Below are 23,336 nucleotides of genomic sequence, written 5' to 3'. Positions count from 1 at the left end.
CTGCCTCGCGACACCCGTCGAGCGAATACGCCCACCCGCACAACGACAGCGAACGGCCCTGGTCACGCCGGCGAAACGGTCTCCCCGACAGTCGGCGCCGATGCCCGGACCCGGCTGCTCGCGGAACGGCAGGCTGCCGGGCTATCCGGGAGGTCAGTAGCCGGTCCCGCGCTTGACCTGGGCCCGCTCCACGCCGTGGGTCGAACCCTTGTCGTCCAAGGTGCGGCAGGCGTCGGTGATGTCCTGGCTCAGGCGATGGATCTGCTCGCGGCTCAGGGTCTCCTTGACCAGGGCCCGCATGATCTTCACGCCCTCCGCCTCGGGCGGGAGGGTGTACGCCGGGACCATCCAGCCGCGCTCGGCCGAAAGCTGCCAGGCGACGTCGGACTCGTCGTAGGAGTGCTCGCCGGCGAGCCGGAACGCGACGAGGGGCAGCTGCTCGGCCTCGCTTCCGATCACTTCGAAGCGGCCGCTGTTGCGGAGGTTGTCCGCCAGCGCGCGGGCGTTCTCCTGCATGATCTTCATGACGTAGGTGTAGCCCTGGCGGCCGAGACGCACGAAGTTGTAGTACTGCGCGAGCACCATGGCCGAACCGGTCGAGAAGTTCAGGGTGAACGTCGCGTCCGTCTTGCCCAAGTAGTTCTCGTAGAACACGAGGTCCTTGGCGAGGTCCGACTCCTCACGGAAGACCAGCCAGCCGACGCCGGGGTAGACCAATCCGTACTTGTGCCCCGAGACGTTGATGGAGCGGACCTGCTCGAGCCGGAAGTCCCACTTCGAGTCCGGGAAGAGGAACGGCCACACGAAGCCGCCGCTTGCGGCGTCCACGTGGATCGGGATGTCGAGGTCCCGCTCCTTGCGGACCTCCCGCAGGAGTTCGTCGATCCCGACGACATCGTCCTTGTGCCCGGTGAAGGTGGTGCCGAGCACGGCGACGACGCCGATCGTGTTCTCGTCGAGGTGGGGCTCCACATCCTCCGGGCCGATCGTGTACTTGCCCTCCGAAAGGGGCACGATCCGCGGCTCGACGTCGAAATAGCGGCAGAACTTCTCCCACACGACGTGGACGTCCCCGCCGAAGATCAAATTCGGCCTGTCCATCGACTGGCCGGCCGCTCCGCGGCGTTCGCGCCATTTCCACTTCAGCGACAGCGCACCGAGCATGATCGCCTCGGAAGAGCCCTGGGTCCGGCATCCGGCCGTCTTTCCCGGCGCGTGGAAGAGATCGGCGAGCATGCGTACGCAACGCTGCTCGATCTCGGCGGAAATGGGGTACTCCGCGTGGTCGATAAAATTGCGGTGGAGATTCTCGGCGATGAGTCGCTGCGCCTCGGGCTCCATCCACGTCGTCACGAACGTCGCGAGGTTGCGCTGAGGGTCACCCTCCATGGCCAGATCGACATCCACGAGCCTCATGGCGTCCGTCGCGGCCATGCCCTTTTCGGGGAAAGTCTCCGAGGGGGCGGGCGCGGTCAGAAATCGGTTACCGAAGAGGGCCGCGTCGTCGCGCATAGTCATGCGACGGATTCAAACAGTTTCCCCGCTGGCCCCCGTGAGGGACACGCCGGGGCACAATGCGCCCGGTCCCGGTCCCGGTGTCGGGTGAGTCCCCGAATCGCGGCTTCTCGCCCGGCCCGGCCGGGCCGGACGGAGCACCGTCGCGCCGGCGGCGGAACTCGACGCCGGGTGCGAACGGCTCGTGACGAACAGCCTCCCTCCACGGACCGTCCCCAGCCGGTCCACGAGGCCTTCCGCCCCGGGGACCGTCCCCAGCCGGTCCAGGAGGCCTTCCGCCCCGGATGTCCGGTCACCGGTTCTCCGGAGCCCCGGCCTCCTCCGGTGCGGAGCCGGTGGTGAGGGGGCGGGCCACGGCCGGTTCCGCCCCGGTGGCCGGGGCGCGGCCGGCGGGGCCGAGTGCGTCCGCGCCGTACAGGTCCTCGACCCAGTTGTCCTGGTACACGGTGTCGAGGTAGCGCTCGCCCAGGTCGGGGGCGATCGCCACCGCGGTGAGTTCCGGCCTCCCGTGCCGGGACAGCCAGTCCACCGCTCCGCTCACCACCGTGCCGGTGGAACCGCCGAAGAGGAAGCCTCGGCGGGCCAGCCGGCGACAGGCGCGGATCGTGTCGGTCTCCTCGACCCGCACCACCTCGTCCACGTACGACTCGTCCAGCAGGGGCGGACGCATGCTCATGCCGAGCCCGGGGATCATCCGGCGGCCGGGTGCTCCGCCGAACGCCACCGAGCCGGCGATGTCCACGGCGACGATCCGGACGGGGCGGTGCCAGTCCCGGAACCACCTCGCGCAGCCCATCAGGGTTCCTGTGGTCCCCGCGCCCATGAACAGCACGTCCAGCTGCGGGAAGGAGTGGGCGATCCCCGGAGCCGTAGTGAGGTAGTGCGCCCTCCAGTTCGCCGGGTTCGAGTACTGGCTCAGCCACACGCACCGGTCGTCGGAGGCGCACAGCTGCCGGACATGGGCCAGCCGCGCGGCGAGGAAGCCGCCGTTGGACTCCTCGGCGGCCACCAGGTGCACTTCGCTGCCCAGTGCCTCCATCATCAGCCGTGTGGCCAGGTTGCAGCGTGAGTCCGTCACACAGATGAAGCGGTATCCCTTGCTGGCCGCGATCATGCTCAGGGCGACGCCCAGGTTCCCGGACGAGGACTCGACGAGGACGGAGTCGGCCCGGAGCGTGCCGTCGCGTTCGGCCGAAGCCACCATCTCGGCGGCGGCCTTCAGCTTGATGGAGCCGGCGAAGTTGAAGCCCTCGCACTTGAGGAGCAGTGACTGGCCGAAGACGGCCTCGACGTCCACATAGAGATCCTCCTCGTTGAAGGCATGGGGGACGGTTATGACCGACACGGTGAACTCCTCCTCGGGATCATGCTGGGTCGTGCGGGCAGGGCAGTGGTGCGCGCCGGACGCGTCATCCGTAGCGGCTCAGTTCGTGGAAGAAGTCGTCGACGAGACGCAGTTCGCCGGCGCGGGCGATCCGGTCGTAGACGTAGCTCCCGACCGCCAGGTCGAGCACCCCGAGGCCGAAGGGCGAGAAGACCGCGGGCCGGTCGCCCGGCACGGTCACGGTGCCCGCCATCACGTCGTCCAGCGTGCCGTGCACGAACTCCCGGTTCCCCGTGAGCTGTTCGGTCAGGTGGGGCGAGGTGCCCGCCCTGAGGCAGTGGTCGATGTCGTCCACGATGTTGGTCGAGGCCAGAAGGACCTCCGGCGCGAGATCGCGCAGCGACACGTGCAGGACCACGGGGTCGTGGTCGAACCATGCCGGATCGGTGACGTGCGGCTCTCCGGCCACCGTCGCGAAGACCACGAGGTCGCTCGTGCGGATCAGCTCCTCGGGGTCCGGGTGCACGGTGACGGCGGCGGCGCTGCCGGACTGTTCCACGTACACGCGGAATCCGGCCGCGCTGTCGGCCGAGAGGTCGTACACCCCGACGTCGTCGAACGACCAGCCGGACCCCTCGAGGAAGGTGTGGATGTACCGGGAGATCAGGCCCGTTCCGAAGAACCCCACGCGGGTGGGGCGAGGCCGGTCGCGGCTGAGGCGGTCCGCGGCCGCCGCCGCGGAGGCGGCAGTCCTCGTCGCGCTGATGATCGAGCTCTCCATGCAGGCGAACGGATAGCCGGTGGCGGGGTCGTTGAGGATCAGCACGGCCGACGCACGCGGCACACCCGATGCCACGTTCCCGGGGAAGCTGGAGATCCACTTCATTCCGTCCACCGGTGACTCGCCGCCCAGGGAGGCCGGCAGGGCGATCATCCGGGAGGCGGGGCGGTCGGGGAAGCGGAGGAACGAGGAGGGCGGGTTCACCGTGCGGCCTGCCCCGTGCAGCCGGTAGGCGGCCTCGACCACCTCCACGATCTCCTTCTCCCGGCCTTGGAGGGCTTGCTGGACCTGGCCTCCGGGGACCACCGCGAACGGGGGTACGACGGTCTCTCCGGCTACGGCACGTCCTGGACGGGTGGCCTGGGTGGTGTTCATCGCAGCTCCGCCTCCTCCGCCACCGAGCCGGTCTCCAGCCGGGTGGGCGAGGCCATCGCGACCACGACCTCGCGCGGTCCCTCGTAGGCCTCCCTGCTGTGCGCGGTGCGGATGTTGTCGACGAGGAGAAGGTCGCCCGCCTGCCACGGCATGCGTACGGTGTGCTCCTCGTAGACCGAGTTGAGGATACGGACGACCTCCTCCTCGATGGGCTCGCCGTCGCCGTACCACGTGTTGAACGGCAGGCCGTCGGCGCCGTATTCGTCGATCAGGTACTCGGCCACCTCGGGGGCGAGCGTCCACCGGTTGAGGAAGGCGATCTGGTTGAACCAGCAGCGGCGCCCGTCGACCGGGTGACGTACCACGGCGCTGCGGCGCTGCCAGGTGCGCAGCGTCCCGTCGGGCTGCCAGGCCCAGTCGACGGCGTGGTCCCGGCAGTAGCGTTCCACCGCGCCGGGGTCGTCGCTGCCGAAGGCGTCGGTCAGCGTGGCGCCGATCTCACCGTTGTAGCTGCGGGTGAGGAGCCATCCCTCCCGCTCGAACCTCTCGGCCAGTTCCCGGGGCAGTGCGTCCAGGACGGCTGCCGCGTCGGCGAGGCCGGTGGCCCCGCCCGCGGTGGGCTCGGAGAGGCAGGCGAAGAGCAGGAGGCCGGGGAAGCCGAGTGTGTAGCTCAGCTCGTGGTGCATGCACATCGGCTGGTTCGGCGGCCAGGCGGACGAGGAGTGGACGCCGGGGGAGTGGGTCCGCCTGGGTGCGAAGGCCTCCCTCTCACTCACCGGTTCGACGGCCGTCCGCCGCAGCACCGCGCCGACGTCCTCCACGTCCCGCAGGCCGAGCCCGCGGACCAGGACGGCACCGTGCCCGACGAGTGCGGCACGGATTCCGCTCCAGGCGTCCGCCACCCACCCGGCCGGGTCGTCGGTCGGCGGCACCCGCAGCATCGCGGGCCGGCCGGGTTCCGGTTCCAGGTCGAGCGGAGGGGCGGTCGTGTCGATGGAAGTCATCTGGGGTCTCCTTCGGGGATGCGGGGTTCATCGGGCGGAACGTGAGTCGATCAGTGCCGCCAGATCGGTGAGTACGGGGTGTCTGACGAGGTCCTTGAGCGAGATCTCCCTGTCGAGGGAGACCGCCATGCCGACCGCCGACAGCGAGGTGCCGCCACGGGCGAAGAAGTCGTCCCGCCGGCCGAGGTGTGCCCGGGGGACTCCGAGCACCTCGGCCCAGACCGCCGCCAGGCGTTGTTCGGTGGGGGTACGGGGCGAGTCGTCGTCCGCGTGCTGCTCCGGTTCGTCCGACTCCGCCGCTCTCAGGGTCAGTTCACGGCGGTCGATCTTTCCGTTGGCGGTCAGCGGAAGGGCTTCGCGCCAGTGGAAGGCGGAGGGGACCATGTACGGGGGAAGAGTGCTGCCGAGCCCGTCGCGCAGCACGTCGGCCGGCAGCGGGTGGCCGCCGGTGTAGAAGGCGACCAGTCGCCGGCCGCGGGCGGTGCTTTCGGCGACCACCACCGCACCGTCACGCACACCGTCCGCCCGCAGCAGGGCGTTCTCGACCTCACCGATCTCGATCCGGAAGCCATGGATCTTGACCTGGGAGTCCCGGCGGCCGAGGAAGGCGAGCCGGCCGTCGGGAAGCCAGCGGCCGTAGTCCCCTCCCAGGTGGAGCCGTTCACCCGCGCGGTACGGATCAGGCAGGAACGCCGCCCGCGTCCGCTCGGGGTCGTTGATGTACCCGCGGCCGACGCAGACCCCGGAGAAGGCGATCGCGCCGGGGGACCCCAGCGGCACGGGGGAGAGATGTTCGTCGACGAGGTAGACGCGGACGTTGTTGACGGGGCGGCCGAGCGGTACGCCGTCGGTGTCCGGCACCTCTTCCATGACCGCGTGATTGGTGTCGTCGGACGTCTCGGTCAGTCCGTAGGCGTTGACCAGCCTGACCCCGGGGCCGGCGGTGAACCAGCGTTCGACGAGGCCCTTCTTCAGCGCCTCGCCGGTCACCGAGACGCAGCGCAGGTGGGGCAGCGGGCGTGGGTGCCGTTCCAGGAAGGACAGCACGACGTCGAGATAGGACGGCACCACCTGGAGCACGGTGGCCCCGCCGTCGGCCACTGTGTCGACGAACCGCCGGACGTCCAGGATCGCCTCCTGGCCGACCAGGAGGGTGTGTCCACCGGTGAGGAGGGCGCAGAGGAGCTGCCACAGGGAGATGTCGAAGCACTGGGGCGCGGTCTGGGCGACCACGTCCCCGTCGCTGATGCCGAGATCGTCGATCTTCGCGAGGAGGTGGTTGAGCATGCCGGCGTGTTCCACCATCGCGCCCTTGGGCTCGCCGGTGGAGCCGGAGGTGAAGAAGACGTACGCGAGGTCCCCGGAGTCCACGGCCACGCCGGGATCGGCGTCCTCGGGGCTCTCCTCGCAGATCCTCTCCATGGAGAGGGACCGGACGTCCGGCAGGGCGTCGCCGAGGGCGGCGGCGGGCCCGGATTCCGTCAGCACCAGCCGGCAGCCGGCCCAGGCCAGCATGGCCTTGACGCGTCCGGCCGGGAAGTGGGGCTCGACGGGCAGGTAGGCGCCGCCGGACTTGAGGACGGCGACGACCGCGGCCAGCCACTCCAGGCTCCGTCCGGACACCACGGCGACGACGTCCTCCCGGCCGAGGCCCGCGCTCAGCAGCGCGTGCGCCAGCCGGTTGGCGCGGTTGTTCAGGTCGCGGTACGTCCACCGCCGGGAGCCCTGGACGGCCGCGACGGCGTCCGGGTGCGCGCGCACCCGCTGTTCGAACAGCTGGTGGAAGCGCAGGTCCGGCAGTGCGCGGCGCGGCCCCGCGAGCCCGTCGAGCTGATGGCGGACCTCCTCGGGTGACAACAGGGTCCGCCGCCCGTGCGCCGCATCCGGATCGTCGGCGATCAGCCTGAGCGCGGCGAGGTGGTACCCGGCGATCCTGGTCGCGCACTCCTCGTCGAGTACGTCGGTCCGGTACCGCGCCCGAACCACGGACCGGCCGCCGCGACGTACGACCGCCACCTGCAGTGCGGTGTCCCGCGGCAGGTCACCTGTGCCGGTCGGATCGAAGACCACCTCGGGCGCGGTGAGGGGCAGGCCGAGCTCCGTGCGCAGAGCGTCGAGGGGAAAGTCCTTGTGGGCCAGCAGCTCCGACTCGACACTGTCGGCGTGCCTCATGAGCGTCCGCCACGACGCGGAGGCCGTCGTCAGCCGGCACGGCAGCGGCCGGTGGCCCGACCCCGCGACATACCCCGTGGTGACGTCCCGGTCACCGGACAGGACGGAGAGCACCTTGGCGTGGGCGGCCAGTGCCGGGACGGTGGGGGAGACCCCCATCGACGCGGCCATGCCGACCAGTTCCGTGACGAGCTCTTCCGGGACGGCCGCTTCGACCACGGCGGTGCCGGGTGCGGGGGTACGCGTCCAGGGAGTCAGGGAGGTGGCCCCGCCGGCGACGAGCACGTCGCGCCAGTACTCCGCGTCGGTGCGTGCGAGCGTGTCCATGGTGTCAACTCCTCGTCCCGGGCGTCGCCCGGTCGATCTGGTGGGCCGGATTGCCGCCCCACAGCGCGTGCGGCGGGACCGTCTCGCCCTTCATCAGGAATGAGTCCGGAGCGAGTGCCGATCCGTCGTCGACCGTGATGCCGTAGTGGACGAAGGCTCCGACCCCGAGCGTGCAGCCGGCCCCGATGGTGGAGCGGTCGGACTTGAAGGCGCCGTCCTCCTGCGAATGGCACTGGACGACGGTGCCGGTGTTCAGCGTGGAGCCGTCCCCGATGGTGACCATGGAGCGCTCCGTCAGCGCGCAGCCGTCGTCGAAGACCCTGCGCCCGATCCGGACGCCCAGCAGACGCCAGACGAGAGTCTTGAAGGGAGTCCCGTCGAAGGCACGGAGGTACGTCTCCGAGGGCACCTTCCAGTAGCGTTCGCGCTGCCAGAAGCGGGGGTCGTAGATCGAGCAGAACAGCGGGCCCGGCCGGTGGAAGGCCGTGACGGCGCGTTCCACGAGGACGAAGTACGCGGCGCCGCCGAGCACGACCAGCACGTTGCCCAGGGCGATCGCGACGGGGCCGACCGAGGTGTAGAGCTCGGCGGATCCTGACACGATCAGGGTGACCACGAACGCGTAGATCCACCGGACCAGCAGATACAGCCCCATGGTGGCGCCGTTGTGCCTGTTCTTGCCGGCCAGGCCGTTCGACAGCTCCTCGCCGTTCTTCATGCGGTCGAAGCTGCTGTCCCGCCGGACCGACCGGGGGATCTCGAAGCTCGGCGAGCCGAGGAGGCCGACGCCCTCCCGGATCCTTCCGTCCACCGGGACCATGACCTTGGTCGCCAGGAGGCAGTCGGCGCCGGTACGGCCCCGGGAGGGGTAGGCGATCCGGTTGCCCAGGAAGTTCTGGGGGCCGATGGCCGTCCGGGACACACGGAAGGACGTGCTGGAGAACTCGGCGTTGTTGATCGACAGACCGTCGGCGACCATCGTGCCCGTCCCGACCGTGCTCAGGTACGGCGTCTCGTGCTTCACCTCGGTCCCGAAGTTCGACCCCGTCTGCTCCACCCTGGAGAGGTCGTAGCCCAGCAGGCGGAGGTAGGGGACGACAGCGGAGCTGTCCCCGAACAGGCGGGTCAGGAAACGGCGGTTGGTCAGCAGGGTGATCGCGCGGTGCGCCCCGTAGTGGAAGCCGTAGAGGGGATAGACCCTGTCCGCCGTGATGGTGCGGCTGAGCAGCCGAGGCACGGTGGCGAGCAGCAGGAAGCCGAGCGGCAGGAGCACGAAGACGATCACGAACGAGGCCATCAGGCCGTCGCGGTAGAACTCCCAGCCCGTGAGGACCGTGGGCCCCGGTTGGAGCACCGATTCGAGCTGCGGGGCCTCCGCGAGCAGGATGCCGATCCCGCCGACGGCCAGAGGCAGATACACCAGCAGTGCGCTCAACAGCTGCATGACGCTGTGCACCGACCGGCGCACCGGGCCGCAGGCCGCCGGCTCGACCACCGGGTACTCCGATCCCGCGCGCTCCGCCGGTGAGCCGTGCCAGTGCTCGCCCGCCGGGACCGTCTGCCCGCTGTGCAGGGCGGACGCGTGGGCCAGCCGTGCGCCGTCTCCGAGCGACGTACCGATGTCGAGCACCGAGGCCTCGGCGACCACCGTGTCCTTCCCCAGTGTCACGGGGCCCGTCTCGATCACGCCGCCGTGGGCGCGGTAGCCGGTGAGGAACGAGTCCTTGCGGACGACCGCGGAGTCCCCGACGGACAAGAGGTCGGTACAGAGGGGAACATGGCGCGAGAAGATCGCGGCGCCGGTCCCGATGCGCGCGCCCAGCGCCCTGAGGTAGAGGGTGTAGAGCGGCGACCCCACGAAGAGGACCAGCGGGTCGGAGCGGACGAGGGTCTTGACGACCCAGAACCGGTAGTACGCCAGACTCCAGATACGGATCTGCCGGGGCTTCCAGCGCCCGACGAGGGCCCACTTCACCGCGATCGGCAGGGCGGCCAGTCCCAGGAACACCGCGCCGCCGAACACGACGGAGCGGAGATACACGTCGAGCACGCCGGACCCCGCCGATATCCACTCGTAGCCCCGGACGCTCACGAACGCGATGAGGCAGGAGTAGGCGACGAAGGTCAGCAACTGCAGGGCCCCGCACAGGACATACCTGGCCCGGCCCGTCGGAGCGGCCGGTGCCGGCGCGGGCCGGGACCGGGCGGGAGGCGACGGGGCGACGGGTGCGGTGGAGAGGTCCGTGGTCAGTGCGAGCGTCAAGGCACCGATGGTGGGGTGCGCGTAGACATCCTTCATCGAGACCGGAGGGAGGTCCGCGCGCTTCCTGACCCTCGCGCAGAAGTGGGCCATCACCAGGGAGTCGGCACCCAGGTCGTCGAAGAACCGGCTGTCGACCGGGACGTGTTCCAGGTGCATGACGTCGGCCAGGACCCGGGCGAGCGTCTCTTCGGTGGACGCGCACGTCACGTCGGGGGATTCCTGGTGCACTTCCTGGCCGTCCCCAGGGCTCGGGGACAGTGTGGCGACCTGCTTTGCGGTCATGGGGGGCTCCCTCGCGCGATCTGGTCGGTGTCCCGGTGCGCGCCCGTGACGGCATCGCGGCCGGACTGCGGGCGCACGTGCGTCGGGCGGCGAGCCGGGCACGGGTGGTGACCTGGTCCCCGGGCCGGATGCCCGGTGTGCCGAACGCGACTCGAAGTGAGCGGGTGAGCCGCGTGGGCTCTCTACAAGGCATTCGGGACCGACGGAGGGAAGGTTTGCCCCTCTGGGGGGAAATTTCGTATGAGATCCTTTTCGTCACGAATGACCCCGCGGGTCCCGGCGCTCGGGTGGGCCGCGCTGCCGGAAGGGGGCCCCGGGCTCCAGTGGCGTACGGCGGGGAGAGGGTGACCCGGCGCCTTCTCTCGGGGGTCGCCACCGGTGCGTCCCGTGCTTCCACGCGGAGAGGGAAGGGGGCGAGGCGGTTCACAGGCCGGCCGGTCGCCGGCCGGGGCGGGCATGGTCCACGGGGCCGTGCCGTTCCCGCGGATGGCGACGATGCCGGGCGCCGGGCCCGGAGCCGCTCCCCGCCGGATGGGTCCGGTCCCACTGCGTGCCCTGGTCGCGAAAGGCGGCCGCGGCTACCCGGCCTGCTGCCGGCTCACCATCTCGCCGATCCAGACGGGCGCGTACGGAGAGGTGCAGCCCCGGGGCGTCGGGTAGTCCTTGAGCACCTCAAGGCGCTCGCCGATTCCGATCGCGCGTGTGCGGTACGCGGCGTGCGCGATCCCGATCTGGGCCAAGCAGTGGTTCATCGCCCACTGCAGTCGGTCCGGGGCGTCCTTCATCTCCGCCTCGATGACGTCGAGCAGTCCGCCGAGGTCGAGGCCTTCGGGCTTCTTCGTCACGCGGTCGGAGGTCAGGGCCCAGCCGGCACTCGCGACGACCGGATCCGGATCGGAGAACCAGGCGGCGCGCAGCTCGTCGGCGTGCGGGTTCTTCTTCACCACGTAGTTCACGAGCCAGTCGTGCACCTTGGGGGTGCGGGCCTCGCGCGCCATGGCGTCCAGTTCGTCCCGGCCGAACGCCTTCGGGCGGCAGATCAGGACCGCCAGCAGCCTCGCCGCGCCGTCCTGCGTGTCCCACAGCCGGCACGCGAGTTCCTGCTGCGTCTTCAGCCGTTTCGCCAGCGCCCGCAGCGCGCCGAGGTTCACGCCGTGGTCGTCCCCGTGCCGCTCGTTCACCGCGCGTGCCTTCGGGTCGTCGAGCCCGGCCAGCTCGGCCATCACCTCGGTCACCGTCGTCCCGGACACATCGGCCTCCCGTCTCCCACCGCCGAGGAACAGCCTACGGGCGGAGTCCCCCGGCTCCGGGGCGGCTCGGTACCGTCACCCGGTGCCGCGGTCCAGCCTGCGTCGAAGCCGCCCGGGGGCCAAGTCCGCGGCGGTGAGCAGATCTGCCCCCCGGAGCAGGCCGAGGGTCCACGAGCCGCGGAGTCCGCACCCGGGGAGGCCGTACAGCCGTACGTCACCGCTCGCCCGCCGTCACGCCCCGGGTCACGCCGGGTCCGCGACCGCCGACCGGGCGCGACGTACGGGAAGCATGGTCTCGGCCGGATCGTTCGCGAAATGATCGAGGACCACGTGGTTCACCTGGTCCGGCTTCTCCAGCGGGACCAGGTGCGAGGCTGGAAGCTCCACGTAGTCGCCCGTCGGCCCAGGCCCTTCCGGATGCCGTCGTCCGCCATCGGTCTCCTCCGGCGCCCGAGGGGCCGCACAGCGACCGGGCCGTCGGACGCCTCCACCGCCTCGGCCGTCCTGGGCCGGACGCCTCGGTGAGCGGTGCGGCACGATACCGCTCACGCAACGTTCACCTGCCGGTCGGTCGCCCCACGCCGCCATGTTCCTGCCAATCGGGTGGGATCCCACCATGGGAGACCAGGGGCACGACCACACGCACGGACACGACCACACCCACGGGCATCACCACACCCACGGCCACGGACCTCGCGCGGGCGCGCAGGCGGCCGGTCCCGGCCGCCGGGCGCTGCTCGGCGCCGCCGCGGGCGGGATGCTCTTCCTGGCGGCGGCCCCCGGCAGCGCGCGGGCCGCCACCACGGCCACGGCGGCTGCCGGTGGCTCCCGGGCCCTGGCCGCCGGCGGGGCGTCCAGGGCTTCGCTGATCACTCAGGGGACGACCCTCGTCCACGCGGACCTGCACAACCACACGGCGATGTCGGACGGCGACGGGGACCCCGCCCTCGCCTTCGCCTCGATGCGCAGCGCCGGCCTCGATGTGGCCGCTCTCACCGATCACAGTGGTGTGTTCACCATCGGGGGCCTGAGCTCCTCCGAGTGGAAGCGCACGGCCCAACTGGCGGACGCGGCCGATGTTCCCGGCGTCTACACCGCGATCCGCGGCTTCGAGTGGACACACGCGCTGCTCGGCCACGCCAATGTGTGGTTCTCCGATTCCTATGTCGACATGTCGTTGGCGCCGGGGATGAGCGCGTTCTTCAACTGGCTGGACGACAGGGACGCGGTGGCCGGATTCAACCACCCCGGGCGGGAGGAACTGCGGTTCGACGAGTTCGGCCACAACGCGGCCGTGCACGACCGCATGGTCAGCCTGGAGATGTTCAACCGGACCGATGACTACCTCTTCGAGGGCTGGTCGTCCGGCAAGAGCTCACCCCTGGTGGCCTGCCTCAACGCCGGCTGGCGCACCGGCCTGACAGGTGTGACCGACGAGCACGGCACCGACTGGGGCTTCCCCGAGGGCAAGGGCCGCAGCGGGCTGTGGGTCACCGAGAACACCAGGGCCGGTGTCCGCGAAGCGATGCGTGCGCGCCGATTCTTCGCCACCCGCGTCTCCGGCCTGCGGCTGGACGCCACGGCCGCCGGTGTCCGGATGGGCGGGCAACTGCCCCTCACTTCGGGGGACGTACGCTTCCGGGTCGACCTGGACCGGGGCGCGGAGTGGACCGGCAGGCCGCTGAACATCCAGGTGCTCCGGCCGGGTACCGCCGCGCCCGAGGTCGCCGACGTGATCACGACGACCGCCGGCCGGATCACCGAGTTCACCGTGCCGCTGGACACCGCGGACGGCGACTGGGCGGTCCTGCGCGTCTCCGACCCGACCCGGGCCAACGGCTCGCCCGGCCCGGCCGGGCACGTGTGCAACGACTGGGGGGTGGCGTACAGCAGCCCTTGGTGGTTCCAGGGCTGAACGGCCGCCGGAGGGGGCTTCGGCCCGGGGTGGAGCCGGCCCCACGTGGGCGGGCCGGGGTGGGCCCCGACGGCGGGCCGGGGAGGGCCCCGCCCCACGTGGGCGCCCGTCCCGCTGCCGGGACACGCGCACCGGGCCGGAGAGACCGCGCCGGCGGGGCGTCCGTGGTACCCGTCCGGCCGATGCGGGGCCCCCGGGCACCGAACTGCTCCGGCGGGCCTTCCCCCGAGCGTGCTCCGGCCCCAGCTCCTACGCGAGTGCAGGCAGGTGCCGGTCGCGGTGGATCCGGCCGCCCGCCCGGGAAGCCCGGTGGGAACGGGCGGGCGGCCGAGGGGAGGCATCAGCCTCCGAGACCGAAGAACCGTGCCGCGTAGTAGGGGCCGCAGAGCGAGTCGTGGCCCTGTCCGGCGGTGCCGCACCGGTCGATTCCGGTGCCCGGGTCGACCGGTGCCTCATGGCCCATCGCGTCGATCAGATACGTCTCGACCTCCCCGCCGCCGTACACCTGCTTCGTGACGCCGGACGCGGGGTGCGAGGTGGACGACGGGGACCGGGGAATGCCGAACACATCGGTCCAGCCGTCCCGTTGCTTCTCCAGCGACTTCTTGTTGATCAGCGGATCGGATCCGCCGTGCCAGATCTGCACGCGCGGCCGCTCGCCGTCGTAACCGGGGTGGGCGCTGCGGATCCGGTCGCCCCACTCCTGCGCGGCGACGACGTTGTACCGGCCGGGGCACGGGGCGAAGGACCCCGTCCGGAAGTAGTCCTGCTCGTTGTCCGCGCACCTGTACGCCATGCCGAAGAAGACGGCGCCCGCCTTGAACACCTCCGGGTGAGCCGCCAGCATCACGTTGACCGCCGCACCCCCTCCGGAGTAGCCGGTGGCGAAGACGCGGTCGGCGTCCGCGGCGTGGCCGGCCTTCATGTGGTCGATCATCTGGACCACCGAGCGGGCCTCGCCCTGGCCGTCGTGGGTCCGGTCGGCCGGATTCCACGCGCTGAAGCACCTGTGTGGCACGATGCCGCCGGAGCCGACGTTCTCGTCCTTCTGCTCGGGGAGGACGAGGGTGAAGCCGTAGGCGTCCGCGTACTTGCGCCACCCGGTGTCGACGTCCAGATCCTGCGCGGAGCCGCCGCACCCGTGGAAGAGGACCACGACCGGCGCCCCCGGCCGAGCCGTCTCGGGGACGTACGCGAACATCTTCAGGTTGCCGGGGTTGCTGCCGAATTCCCGCACCTCGTGGAAGCCGGTGTCCGCCCGCGCCGGGGTGGCGCTCAGCAGGGCCGCGGACATCACCGCGACGACCGCCGCAGTCAGAGCTCGGATCGTGCGCCGTGTGAAGCGGGATTCCGCGCCCGCCACGCCTGGGGAGTCCATGCTCCGAAGCGTGGGGGCCCGGCCCCGGCGGGGCATCGGCAGGATGACCGGTGTCCGGCCCGGCGGGGTCGCGGGGTGCCACCCCCCGGGGGCGGCCGGGGGACGCCCATCGCAGGGGACGGCTCCTGCCGACTGCCCGGGGCGTATGGAATGGACCACACCCGGCCCGTCCGTTCCGCGCGCCTCGGCCCGCGGATTCCATGCGGTGGCCGGGATGCGCCCCGTACGTCCTGTTCTCGCCCACCCGCCGCTGTGACCCGGATCTCTACCGCGCCGCCCGCGCCCGCTGGCACTGTGGTCGGGTCACGGGGGACCCCACTGCCGACCGACCGAGCGAGATGCCATGACCGCGACCACTGCAGAGAACCGGACCCGTACCCGCGCCCGCACCGGTGGCCCCGATGACGGGCCGAAGGTCCTGGAGCACATCCTGGGCTGGACGCTCGTCGTCGTCCTCGCCATGTTCGTCACCCAGGCAGGACTCATGTGACCTGCGGGCCCCACGGACGACGGGCGGGGTGGGGTGGGGTGCCCGCCCGGCAACCCCACCCCTGACCCGCCCTGCCGTGCGTGTACCCCGTCAGGGCCGGTTGATGGCCTTGATGAGCTCACCGTTCGCCGTGTCGCCGCTGAGCTCCCAGAAGAAGGTGCCGCCCAGGCCCTGCTGGTCCTTGTAGTCCATCTTCGTGGCGATGGTGGCCGGGGTGTCGTAGCTCCACCAGTCGGTCCCGCAGAGGGCGTACGCGGTGCCGGCGACGGTGCTGGTGGCGGGGCAGCTCTCCTTCAGGACCTTGTAGTCCTCGATGCCCGCCTCGTACGTGCCCGGGGCCGCACCGGTGGCCGTGCCGCCCGGCTCCGCCTGCGTGACGCCGGTCCAGCCGCGGCCGTAGAAGCCGATGCCCAGCAGCAGCTTCTCCGCGGGGATGCCCAGGCCCTTGAGCTTGGAGATCGCCGCGTCGCTGTCGAAGCCCTCCGTCGGGATGCCCGGGTAGGAGGTCAGCGGAGAGTGCGGGGCCGTCGGGCCCTCGGCCGCGAACGCTCCGAAGAAGTCGTACGTCATCGGGTTGTACCAGTCCAGGTACTGCGCCGCCCCCGCGTAGTCCACCGCGTCGATCTTGCCGCCGTCGGACCCGTCAGCGGTGATGGCCGAGGTGATCAGGCTGCCGGCGCCGAACTTCGACCGCAGCGCCGACAGGAGGTCGCCGTACGCGTCGCGGCCACTGGTGTCGCAGGTCAGGCCGCAGGCGTTCGGGTACTCCCAGTCGATGTCGATGCCGTCGAAGACGTCGGCCCAGCGTGGGTCCTCGACCAGGCTGTGGCACGACTCGGCGAAGGCGGCGGGGTTCCGCGCGGCCTCGGCGAAGCCGCCGGACCAGCTCCAGCCGCCGAACGACCAGATGACCTTCAGGTCCGGGTGCAGCTTCTTCAGCTTGCGCAACTGGTTGAAGTTGCCCCGCAGTTCCTGGTCCCAGGTGTCCGCGACGCCGTCCACCGACTGGTCGGCCGTGTAGGCCTTCTCGTAGTCGGCGTAGCTGTCGCCGATGGTGCACTTGCCGCCCTGGACGTTGCCGAACGCGTAGTTGATGTGTGTCAGCTCGTCGGCCGAGCCTGAGGTCTCGATGTTCTTGACGTGGTAATCGCGCTGGTAGACACCCCAGTTGGTGAAGTATCCGACCACCTTGTCGCCGGCCGAGGCGGGGGCGGCCTCGGCCGGTGCCGGGGCGGCGGCAGCGGTGGGGGCCGCACCCGCGGACGACGTCCCGGCGACACCCAGGAGGGCGGCTCCCAGGGCGGCGGTACAGAGGGTGGCGGCGAGCGCCCTGAGGCGGGCGCGGGGACGGTGAAGTCCGGTCATCGTGGCTCCTCGTGGGGGAGGGCTTGAGTGTGGGGGTTCAGTGCCCCGTCCGCCCAAAGTTGGCATGGACGCGATGAGACATTGGGGGAGACCGTAGAAGGACTAGACCAGTTGGGTCAATGGTTCGGACCAATTTCGCTGATCACGGACCCCGTCAACCGGTGACGGGTGCGCTCCGATCGGGCATACTCGACGCGCCACAGCCGCTGGCCAGCGCCTCCCGTGATCCGGGAAGGCAGGATCGGCTGAGGAGCCGTAGATTTCCGGGCATCGCCCGGGACCACCCGGCGGTGCCGCGCACACCCCGCGCGCGACCGTCGTCACGCCCGACAGGGAGGAGAGCGCCGTCATGTCCGACCGTGCCCCGCAGCCGGTGGAACGCCGTCTGCCCACCGAGGAGTCCCGGCAACTCGTCGAGCTCGTACGCGACATCGTGTCGAAGGAGATCGCTCCCCGGGCGGCCGAGGAGGAGGAAGCGGGTCTCTTCCCGCGCTCCGTCTTCACGCTGCTCTCGGAAGCCGGACTCCTCGGACTGCCGTACGCCTCCGCGTACGGCGGCGGCGATCAGCCGTACGAGGTCTACCTCCAGGTGCTCGAAGAGCTGGCGGCCGCCCGCCTCACCGTAGGCCTCGGCGTCAGCGTCCACTCCCTGGCCTGCCACGCGCTCGCCGGATACGGCACCGAGGAGCAGAAGGCCGCCCACCTCCCCTCGATGCTCGGGGGCGGCCTGCTCGGCGCCTACTGCCTCTCGGAACCGTCCTCGGGCTCCGACGCCGCCTCGCTCCGCACCAAGGCCGCCCGGGACGGCGAGGACTGGGTGCTCGCCGGGACCAAGGCATGGATCACGCACGGCGGCATCGCCGACTTCTACACGGTCCTGGCCCGGACCGGGGAGGACGGGCCGCGCGGCATCACCGCCTTCCTCGTCCCGGGCGACGCCGAGGGCCTCGGCGCGGCCCTGCCGGAGAAGAAGATGGGCATGAAGGGTTCGCCCACCGCCCAGATCCACCTCGACGGCGTACGGATCTCCGGCGACCGCCGCATCGGTGACGAGGGGCAGGGATTCGCCATCGCCCTGTCCGCGCTCGACTCCGGACGCCTGGGCATCGCGGCCTGCGCCATCGGCGTGGCCCAGTCGGCGCTGGACGAGGCCGTGCGGTACGCCACCGACCGGCGCCAGTTCGGCCGCCCGGTCGCCGACTTCCAGGGGCTGCGCTTCATGCTCGCCGACATGGCCACCGGGATCGAGGCCGGCCGGGCCCTCTACCTGGAGGCGGCGCGGCTCCGCGACGCGGGCCTGCCGTTCTCGCGGCAGGCGGCGATGGCGAAGCTGTTCTGCACCGACGTGGCCATGCGGGTGACCACCGACGCCGTCCAGGTGCTCGGCGGCTACGGCTACACCCTCGACTTCCCCGTCGAGCGGCTGATGCGCGAGGCCAAGGTGCTGCAGATCGTCGAGGGCACCAACCAGATCCAGCGCATGGTCATCGCCCGTCACCTCGCGGGTCCCGAGACGCGCTGACCCGAAGGGGCCGGTCCGACCAGACGGGGGTCGTCATGATCCGGTTCCACTCCTGGTCATGGCGGCCCGGCAGGGTCCGGCCCGTGCTCTCCCAGTGGCGCAGCATGGCGCGGTAGATGGGCGGGTCGGTGCTGAGCGGCACGGACTGCCGCGCGGGCTCCCGGGGCGGTGTTCCGGGCTGCGGAACCGATTCTCCGGACGTCGGTGCGGCGAGACGGCGGCGAAGCGGGCCGGCCGTTGAATGCAGCGTGGTCATACGGAGCCAACGCCGTTACGGGGTTCCAGGTCACTGTCCGGCCGATTCGCGCGCCCGTTCCTCGGGCGCCGGCCACCGGCCGGCCGGTGGACAGCCGCACCACGCCGGCCCCGCCGTCGTGGTGCGCGCCGACGCCGCGCACGCGGCGCGGGACGGTCAGGCGGCGTGACGCCGCGTCTGCGGCACGTACCGCAACGGGCGCGAACCCGGCCCGCCGGCGTGCGAGAAGGGCTGCATCCTCCAGTCGAGCCCCTGAGGGAGCGTCAACAGCAGCGCGGTCTCCTGCTCCTGGGCCTCGAGCGTCTCGTCGGCCGGGAGGGCCCGGGAGGCGTCATGGTTCGTGCCGGGGCACACGGTGAGGACGAACGGATTCCACGGCGTGGGGCACAGCGCGTGCTCGGGGAGCACGTCCTCGTCCGCCAGCAGGGCGATCGGCTGGGCGCAGTCCGGGCAGATCACCCGGTACATCTCGTACGTGTCGTACGCGTCGTGAACGGCGTCCTCGTCCGGATCCGCGTATGCGTCGGACTCCGGTTCGGTACGTCCGGTGAGCTTGATGCTCTGCATGGTCTTTCCCCCCTCGGGTGGGCCGACATGGCGCCACGGCCTCGGCCAAAGCAAGCACTTCCCGTGGGAGGCCGGCCGTAACCGCCAGGCCGTCGGCTACCCACCCGTAAACTTGTGGCATTCGTCACATGCCCCTCGAACGTGCCCTTCCGGAGCCCCCACGACTGTGCCTGAAGGGACCCGGGGCCATAGGTTGATCCGCATGGAGGAGCTGGACCGTCAGATCGTGGAGTTGCTCGTCAAGGACGGGCGGATGAGCTACACCGACCTGGGCAAGGCCACCGGCCTGTCCACCTCGGCCGTTCATCAGCGTGTTCGCCGGCTGGAGCAGCGCGGGGTGATCCGGGGCTACGCCGCGGTCGTCGACCCCGAGGCCGTCGGCCTGCCCCTCACCGCGTTCATCTCGGTGAAACCCTTCGACCCCAGCGCCCCCGACGACATCGCGGACCGGCTCGCCGGCGTGCCGGAGCTCGAGGCGTGCCACAGCGTCGCGGGCGACGAGAACTACATCCTCAAGGTGCGGGTCTCCAGCCCCCTGGAACTGGAGCACCTGCTCACCCGGATCCGGACCCTGGCCGGCGTCTCCACGCGTACGACCGTCGTCCTGTCCACTCCCTACGAGGCGCGGCCGCCCCGCATCTGAGGCTCCTCGGCCGGCGTCGCGGAGGGGGCGGGGGAGAAGCCGGTCCCGCCAGGCGCGAGACTGGTCCCATGACCGAGAGCACCGCCCCCCAGAGCGAACACCGCACCGTGCTGCTGCGCGGTGGAGACGTCCACAGCCCCGCCGACCCGTTCGCCACCGCGATGGTCGTCGAGCGCGGCCATGTCGCCTGGGTCGGCTCGGAGGGCGCGGCCGACGCCTTCGCGAGCGGCGTCGACGAGGTGATCGACCTGGAAGGGGCCCTGGTCACCCCGGCCTTCACCGACTCCCACGTGCACACCACGTCGACCGGGCTCGCCCTGACGGGGCTGGACCTCTCCGCCGCGCGCACACTCGCCGAGGCCCTCGGGCTCGTCCGCGCGTTCGCGAACGGCCGGACGGCGGGCGGAGTCGTCCTCGGCCACGGATGGGACGCGGCCCGCTGGCCCGAGCAGCGTCCGCCGTCGCGCGCCGAGCTCGACGAGGCGGCCGGCGGCCGGGCCGTCTACCTGCCCCGTGTGGACGTGCACTCCGCGGTCGTGACCACGGCACTCCTGGACCTCGTCCCGGGCGTCACCGGGCTGGCCGGGTACCACCCCGACGCCCCTCTGACCGGCGACGCCCACCACGCGGTGCGGGCGGCGGCCCACGCCGCGGTCACACCGCGGCAGCGGGAGCAGGCGCAGCGCGCGGCGCTGGCGCACGCCGCCTCGCTCGGGATCGGCACCGTGCACGAGTGCGCGGGTCCGGAGATCTCGGACGAGGAGGACTTCACCGGGCTGCTGAAGCTCGCCTCCGAGCAGCCCGGACCCCGGGTGTCCGGTTACTGGGCCGAACACATCCACGACGCGAAGGGCGCCCGCCGGATCCGCGAGCTCGGCGCCATCGGAGCGGCCGGTGACCTGTTCGTCGACGGGTCCCTGGGATCGCACACCGCTCTCCTCCACGAGCCCTACGCGGACGCCCCCCACACCGGCACCGGCCGGCTCGGTCCCGCGCAGATCGCCGCCCATGTGACGGCGTGCACCGAGGCGGGTCTCCAGGCCGGCTTCCATGCCATCGGCGACGCGGCGGTGTCCGCCGTGGTGGCGGGCGTCCGGGCGGCCTCCGAGACCCTGGGTCTCGCCCGTATCCGGGCCGCCAGGCACCGGGTGGAACACGCGGAGATGCTCACCCCGGAGACGGTCGCGGCCTTCGCCGAACTGGGCCTCACCGCCTCGGTACAGCCGGCCTTCGACGAGGCCTGGGGCGGCCCCGACGGCATGTACGCCCGACGTCTGGGCGCGGAGCGCGCCGCGACCCTCAACCCCTACGCGGACCTGCTGCGTGCCGGTGTGCCCCTCGCCTTCGGCTCGGACAGTCCGGTCACCCCGCTGGACCCCTGGGGAACCGTCCGCGCAGCGGCCCATCACCGCACCCCCGGCCACCGCGTCTCCGTGCGCGCCGGCTTCACCGCCCACACCAGGGGCGGCTGGCGGGCCGTCGGCCGGGACGACGGGGGCGTGCTCGTGCCGGGGGCCCCGGCCGACTACGCGGTCTGGCGCACCGGTGAACTGCTGGTCCAGGCCCCGGACGACCGGGTGGCGCGCTGGTCGACGGACCCCCGTTCCGGCACCCCCGGGCTGCCTGATCTCACCCCCGGGGCGGAGCTTCCGGTCTGTCTGCGCACGGTTGTCTTCGGACAAACTGTCTACGTACGGCCGAACGAGTGACGTCCGTACATTTCGTACCGCCGATCGAAGGCGCTGAGGCTCCGTCACGACCTGCGTGTCCTCGGCATTGACCAGGTGTTTTCGGGAGGAACCGCAGGTCGGGGGAGTGTTGACAGAAAGTGCCCACGGGCCGGTAGGTTCGGCCGGGTCCACCACTGGACGTCCGACCGGTCAAACCTCCACGCAGTCGTCGAACGCCGCTGGGTCATGGGGCGGTGTGCCGCACCGGCGCACCACCACTGACAGCCAGGTTCAGCGCCCGCGCCTCGGGGGCGAGGGAAGGTTTCGTCCGGACGGCAGGTGCGACCCGGGTGGGGCCCGGAGGTTCAGTAGACAACGGCTCTCGGTCGACCCGCAGCCAGCGGGTCCCAGGTCGGCCCGAAGGACGCCGGGCCCCGATCCGCAGGGCTGCCCTTCTGTCCGCAGTTCCGCGCTTCTGTCCACCCCGCACACGCCACCGCGCGACCGCGTCGGAGCCGGGCCGCTCCTTGCTGGATATGGTGTGCACCTGCGTACGGACTTTAAGGGGCAGTAGTGAACGACGGCGGTCAGAGGCAGTTCGGCCCGCTCGGCAGAGTCTTGGTCATCATTCCGACCTACAACGAGGCCGAGAACGTCAAGCTGATCGTCGCGCGCGTGCGCGCCGCCGTCCCCGAAGCGGACATCCTGGTCGCCGACGACAACAGTCCCGACGGCACCGGCAAGGTCGCCGACGAACTCGCGGCCGGGGACAGCCAGGTGCACGTCCTGCACCGCAAGGGGAAGGAAGGCCTCGGCGCCGCCTACCTCGCCGGATTCCGCTGGGGCTCCGAACACGGCTACGGCGTCCTGGTCGAGATGGACGCGGACGGTTCCCACCAGCCCGAGGAGCTGCCCAGGCTCCTCACCGCGCTGAAGGGCGCCGACCTGGTCCTCGGCTCGCGCTGGGTCCCCGGCGGCCGGGTGGTCAACTGGCCCCGGCACCGCGAGATGATCTCGCGCGGCGGCAGTCTCTACTCCCGGGTCCTCCTGGGTCTCTCGGTGCGGGACGTCACCGGCGGTTACCGGGCCTTCCGCACAGGGACCCTGGACGGACTCGGCCTCGACGAGGTCGCCTCGCAGGGGTACTGCTTCCAGGTCGACCTGGCCCGCCGGGCCGTCGAGGCGGGCTACCACGTCGTCGAGGTGCCGATCACCTTCATGGAACGGGAGATCGGCGACTCCAAGATGAGCCGCGACATCCTGGTCGAGGCGCTGTGGAGGGTCACCGGCTGGGGGCTCACCGGCCGGGCCAACAAGGTGCTGGGGCGCAAGACCCCCTGACCCTGAGGCCCCCGGACCCCGTCGGCGTCCGGCCGCCGGGCCCCGTCGGCCTCATGATCACCCCCTTACGCCACTTGCACGTCCGTACAGGCACACTGGGGGCATGACGACCGGCACTCCGCCTCCGAACCGTCCACGGCGCTCACGCGCCCGTACCCTCCTGCCGCTGGGCATCGCCGCCTGGCTGGTGCTGGAGATCTGGCTGCTGACGGTGGTGGCCGACGCGGCGAACGGCTTCACCGTGCTCCTGATCCTGGTCGCCGGAGCCGTGCTGGGCGCCGCGGTGATCAAGCGGGCGGGCCGGCGCGCCTTCCGCAACCTCACCGAGACCCTCCAGCAGATGCCGGGGCAGCCCGGCGCTCCCCGGACCGCGCCGCCGGCGGCCCCCGCCGGCACCAAGGGCAACGGCTTCCTGATGCTGGGCGGTCTGCTCCTGATGATCCCCGGCATGATCTCCGACGTGGCCGGGCTCCTGCTCCTGGTGCCCCCGGTCCGCTCGGCGCTCGGGCGCTACGCGGAGCACTCCCTGGAGCGCCGGATGTCGCGGTCCGCGCCGGGCGGTCTCTCGGACGCCTTCCAGCAGGCCCGTATCCACCGCCCGGACGGGAAGGTGGTCCAGGGCGAGGTCATCCGTGAGGACGGTTCCCCGGCGCGGCCCGGCGACGAAGGTCCGGGCGCCGACCGCCCACCGCTGATCCCCTGAGAGTCCGACGCGGCCCCCGCTCCCTCCGCGACACGGACGGGGCCGGGCCGCGTCGTCACGTCACACACGGAAGCCGCCGTACGAAGAGGAAGAGCCGCGGGGGGGGGGGGGGGGGGGGGGGGGGGGGGGGGGGGGGGGGGGGGGGGGGGGGGGGGTTGGGGGGGGGGGGGGGGGGGGGTGCACCGCGAGAAAC

Annotated in this window: 18 protein-coding genes; 7 read left to right on the top strand and 11 right to left on the bottom strand. The window is 71.6% G+C overall.

Annotated elements, in window-relative coordinates; translation table 11 throughout:
* Window positions 1-153 precede the first annotated feature (153 nt).
* The 8 genes from ACIRJR_RS21250 to ACIRJR_RS21215 all read right to left on the bottom strand — a co-directional run bounded on the left by ACIRJR_RS21250 (window position 154) and on the right by ACIRJR_RS21215 (window position 11,680).
* Complete coding sequence (locus ACIRJR_RS21250; protein WP_403783015.1) at window positions 154-1,518, bottom strand: glutamate decarboxylase; 1,365 nt, start codon at window positions 1,516-1,518, stop codon at window positions 154-156.
* A 289-nt stretch (window positions 1,519-1,807) separates the two neighbouring features.
* A complete protein-coding gene (gene sbnA / locus ACIRJR_RS21245; protein WP_403783012.1) occupies window positions 1,808-2,860 on the bottom strand; it encodes a 2,3-diaminopropionate biosynthesis protein SbnA in 1,053 nt (350 codons plus the stop codon).
* A 64-nt stretch (window positions 2,861-2,924) separates the two neighbouring features.
* A complete protein-coding gene (sbnB, locus tag ACIRJR_RS21240) occupies window positions 2,925-3,995 on the bottom strand; it encodes a 2,3-diaminopropionate biosynthesis protein SbnB (protein WP_403783009.1) in 1,071 nt (356 codons plus the stop codon).
* Window positions 3,992-4,999, bottom strand: a complete 1,008-nt coding sequence (locus ACIRJR_RS21235; protein ID WP_403783006.1) for a TauD/TfdA family dioxygenase — start codon at window positions 4,997-4,999, stop codon at window positions 3,992-3,994. Before ACIRJR_RS21235 ends, sbnB begins: the two co-directional genes overlap by 4 nt.
* Before the next feature lie 27 nt (window positions 5,000-5,026).
* Window positions 5,027-7,498, bottom strand: a complete 2,472-nt coding sequence (locus tag ACIRJR_RS21230; RefSeq protein ID WP_403783003.1) for an amino acid adenylation domain-containing protein — start codon at window positions 7,496-7,498, stop codon at window positions 5,027-5,029.
* A gap of 4 nt (window positions 7,499-7,502) precedes the next feature.
* The gene (locus ACIRJR_RS21225) at window positions 7,503-10,043 is read right to left on the bottom strand and encodes a Pls/PosA family non-ribosomal peptide synthetase (protein WP_403783000.1); all 2,541 of its coding nucleotides are present in this window, start codon (window positions 10,041-10,043) and stop codon (window positions 7,503-7,505) included.
* A 578-nt stretch (window positions 10,044-10,621) separates the two neighbouring features.
* Window positions 10,622-11,266, bottom strand: coding sequence for a DNA alkylation repair protein (locus ACIRJR_RS21220; RefSeq protein WP_403783635.1), 645 nt, complete (start codon window positions 11,264-11,266; stop codon window positions 10,622-10,624).
* A 270-nt stretch (window positions 11,267-11,536) separates the two neighbouring features.
* Window positions 11,537-11,680 (bottom strand): hypothetical protein, encoded by a 144-nt coding sequence (locus ACIRJR_RS21215; protein ID WP_403782997.1) that lies wholly within the window; start codon window positions 11,678-11,680, stop codon window positions 11,537-11,539.
* A gap of 229 nt (window positions 11,681-11,909) precedes the next feature.
* Here ACIRJR_RS21215 and ACIRJR_RS21210 point away from each other — a divergent pair, with 229 nt between their 5' ends.
* Window positions 11,910-13,208 (top strand): CehA/McbA family metallohydrolase, encoded by a 1,299-nt coding sequence (locus tag ACIRJR_RS21210; protein ID WP_403782994.1) that lies wholly within the window; start codon window positions 11,910-11,912, stop codon window positions 13,206-13,208.
* A 340-nt stretch (window positions 13,209-13,548) separates the two neighbouring features.
* Here the strand turns inward: ACIRJR_RS21210 and ACIRJR_RS21205 are convergent, their stop codons facing one another.
* Window positions 13,549-14,586 (bottom strand): alpha/beta hydrolase family esterase, encoded by a 1,038-nt coding sequence (locus tag ACIRJR_RS21205; protein WP_403782991.1) that lies wholly within the window; start codon window positions 14,584-14,586, stop codon window positions 13,549-13,551.
* A 343-nt stretch (window positions 14,587-14,929) separates the two neighbouring features.
* On the opposite strand from ACIRJR_RS21205, the gene ACIRJR_RS21200 reads away from it, so the two are divergent.
* A complete protein-coding gene (locus tag ACIRJR_RS21200; protein WP_403782988.1) occupies window positions 14,930-15,076 on the top strand; it encodes an SCO1431 family membrane protein in 147 nt (48 codons plus the stop codon).
* Window positions 15,077-15,166: 90 nt separating this feature from the next.
* On the opposite strand, the gene ACIRJR_RS21195 is transcribed toward ACIRJR_RS21200, so the two are convergent.
* Complete coding sequence (locus ACIRJR_RS21195; RefSeq protein WP_403782985.1) at window positions 15,167-16,441, bottom strand: glycoside hydrolase family 18 protein; 1,275 nt, start codon at window positions 16,439-16,441, stop codon at window positions 15,167-15,169.
* Between the two features lie 349 nt (window positions 16,442-16,790).
* Here ACIRJR_RS21195 and ACIRJR_RS21190 point away from each other — a divergent pair, with 349 nt between their 5' ends.
* Entirely contained in the window at window positions 16,791-17,963 is a 1,173-nt protein-coding gene (locus ACIRJR_RS21190) for an acyl-CoA dehydrogenase family protein (RefSeq protein WP_403782982.1), read from the top strand.
* A gap of 412 nt (window positions 17,964-18,375) precedes the next feature.
* On the opposite strand, the gene ACIRJR_RS21185 is transcribed toward ACIRJR_RS21190, so the two are convergent.
* On the bottom strand, window positions 18,376-18,786 hold the full coding sequence (locus tag ACIRJR_RS21185) for a hypothetical protein (RefSeq protein WP_403782979.1): 411 nt from the start codon (window positions 18,784-18,786) through the stop codon (window positions 18,376-18,378).
* A 202-nt stretch (window positions 18,787-18,988) separates the two neighbouring features.
* Here ACIRJR_RS21185 and ACIRJR_RS21180 point away from each other — a divergent pair, with 202 nt between their 5' ends.
* From ACIRJR_RS21180 to fxsA, 4 genes are all read left to right on the top strand, one after another.
* Window positions 18,989-19,429, top strand: coding sequence for an Lrp/AsnC family transcriptional regulator (locus tag ACIRJR_RS21180; RefSeq protein ID WP_403782976.1), 441 nt, complete (start codon window positions 18,989-18,991; stop codon window positions 19,427-19,429).
* A 68-nt stretch (window positions 19,430-19,497) separates the two neighbouring features.
* Complete coding sequence (locus ACIRJR_RS21175; protein WP_403782973.1) at window positions 19,498-21,138, top strand: amidohydrolase; 1,641 nt, start codon at window positions 19,498-19,500, stop codon at window positions 21,136-21,138.
* Window positions 21,139-21,672: 534 nt separating this feature from the next.
* Complete coding sequence (locus tag ACIRJR_RS21170; RefSeq protein WP_403782970.1) at window positions 21,673-22,440, top strand: polyprenol monophosphomannose synthase; 768 nt, start codon at window positions 21,673-21,675, stop codon at window positions 22,438-22,440.
* 103 nt (window positions 22,441-22,543) lie between these two features.
* Window positions 22,544-23,143, top strand: coding sequence for an FxsA family membrane protein (gene fxsA / locus ACIRJR_RS21165; RefSeq protein WP_403782967.1), 600 nt, complete (start codon window positions 22,544-22,546; stop codon window positions 23,141-23,143).
* Window positions 23,144-23,336: the final 193 nt, after the last annotated feature.

This window comes from Streptomyces sp. NPDC102402, assembly GCF_044765765.1.
Classification (GTDB): domain Bacteria; phylum Actinomycetota; class Actinomycetes; order Streptomycetales; family Streptomycetaceae; genus Streptomyces.
The sequence above is the reverse complement of the archived record's forward strand: the minus strand, read 5'-3'. Positions and strand labels throughout refer to the sequence as shown.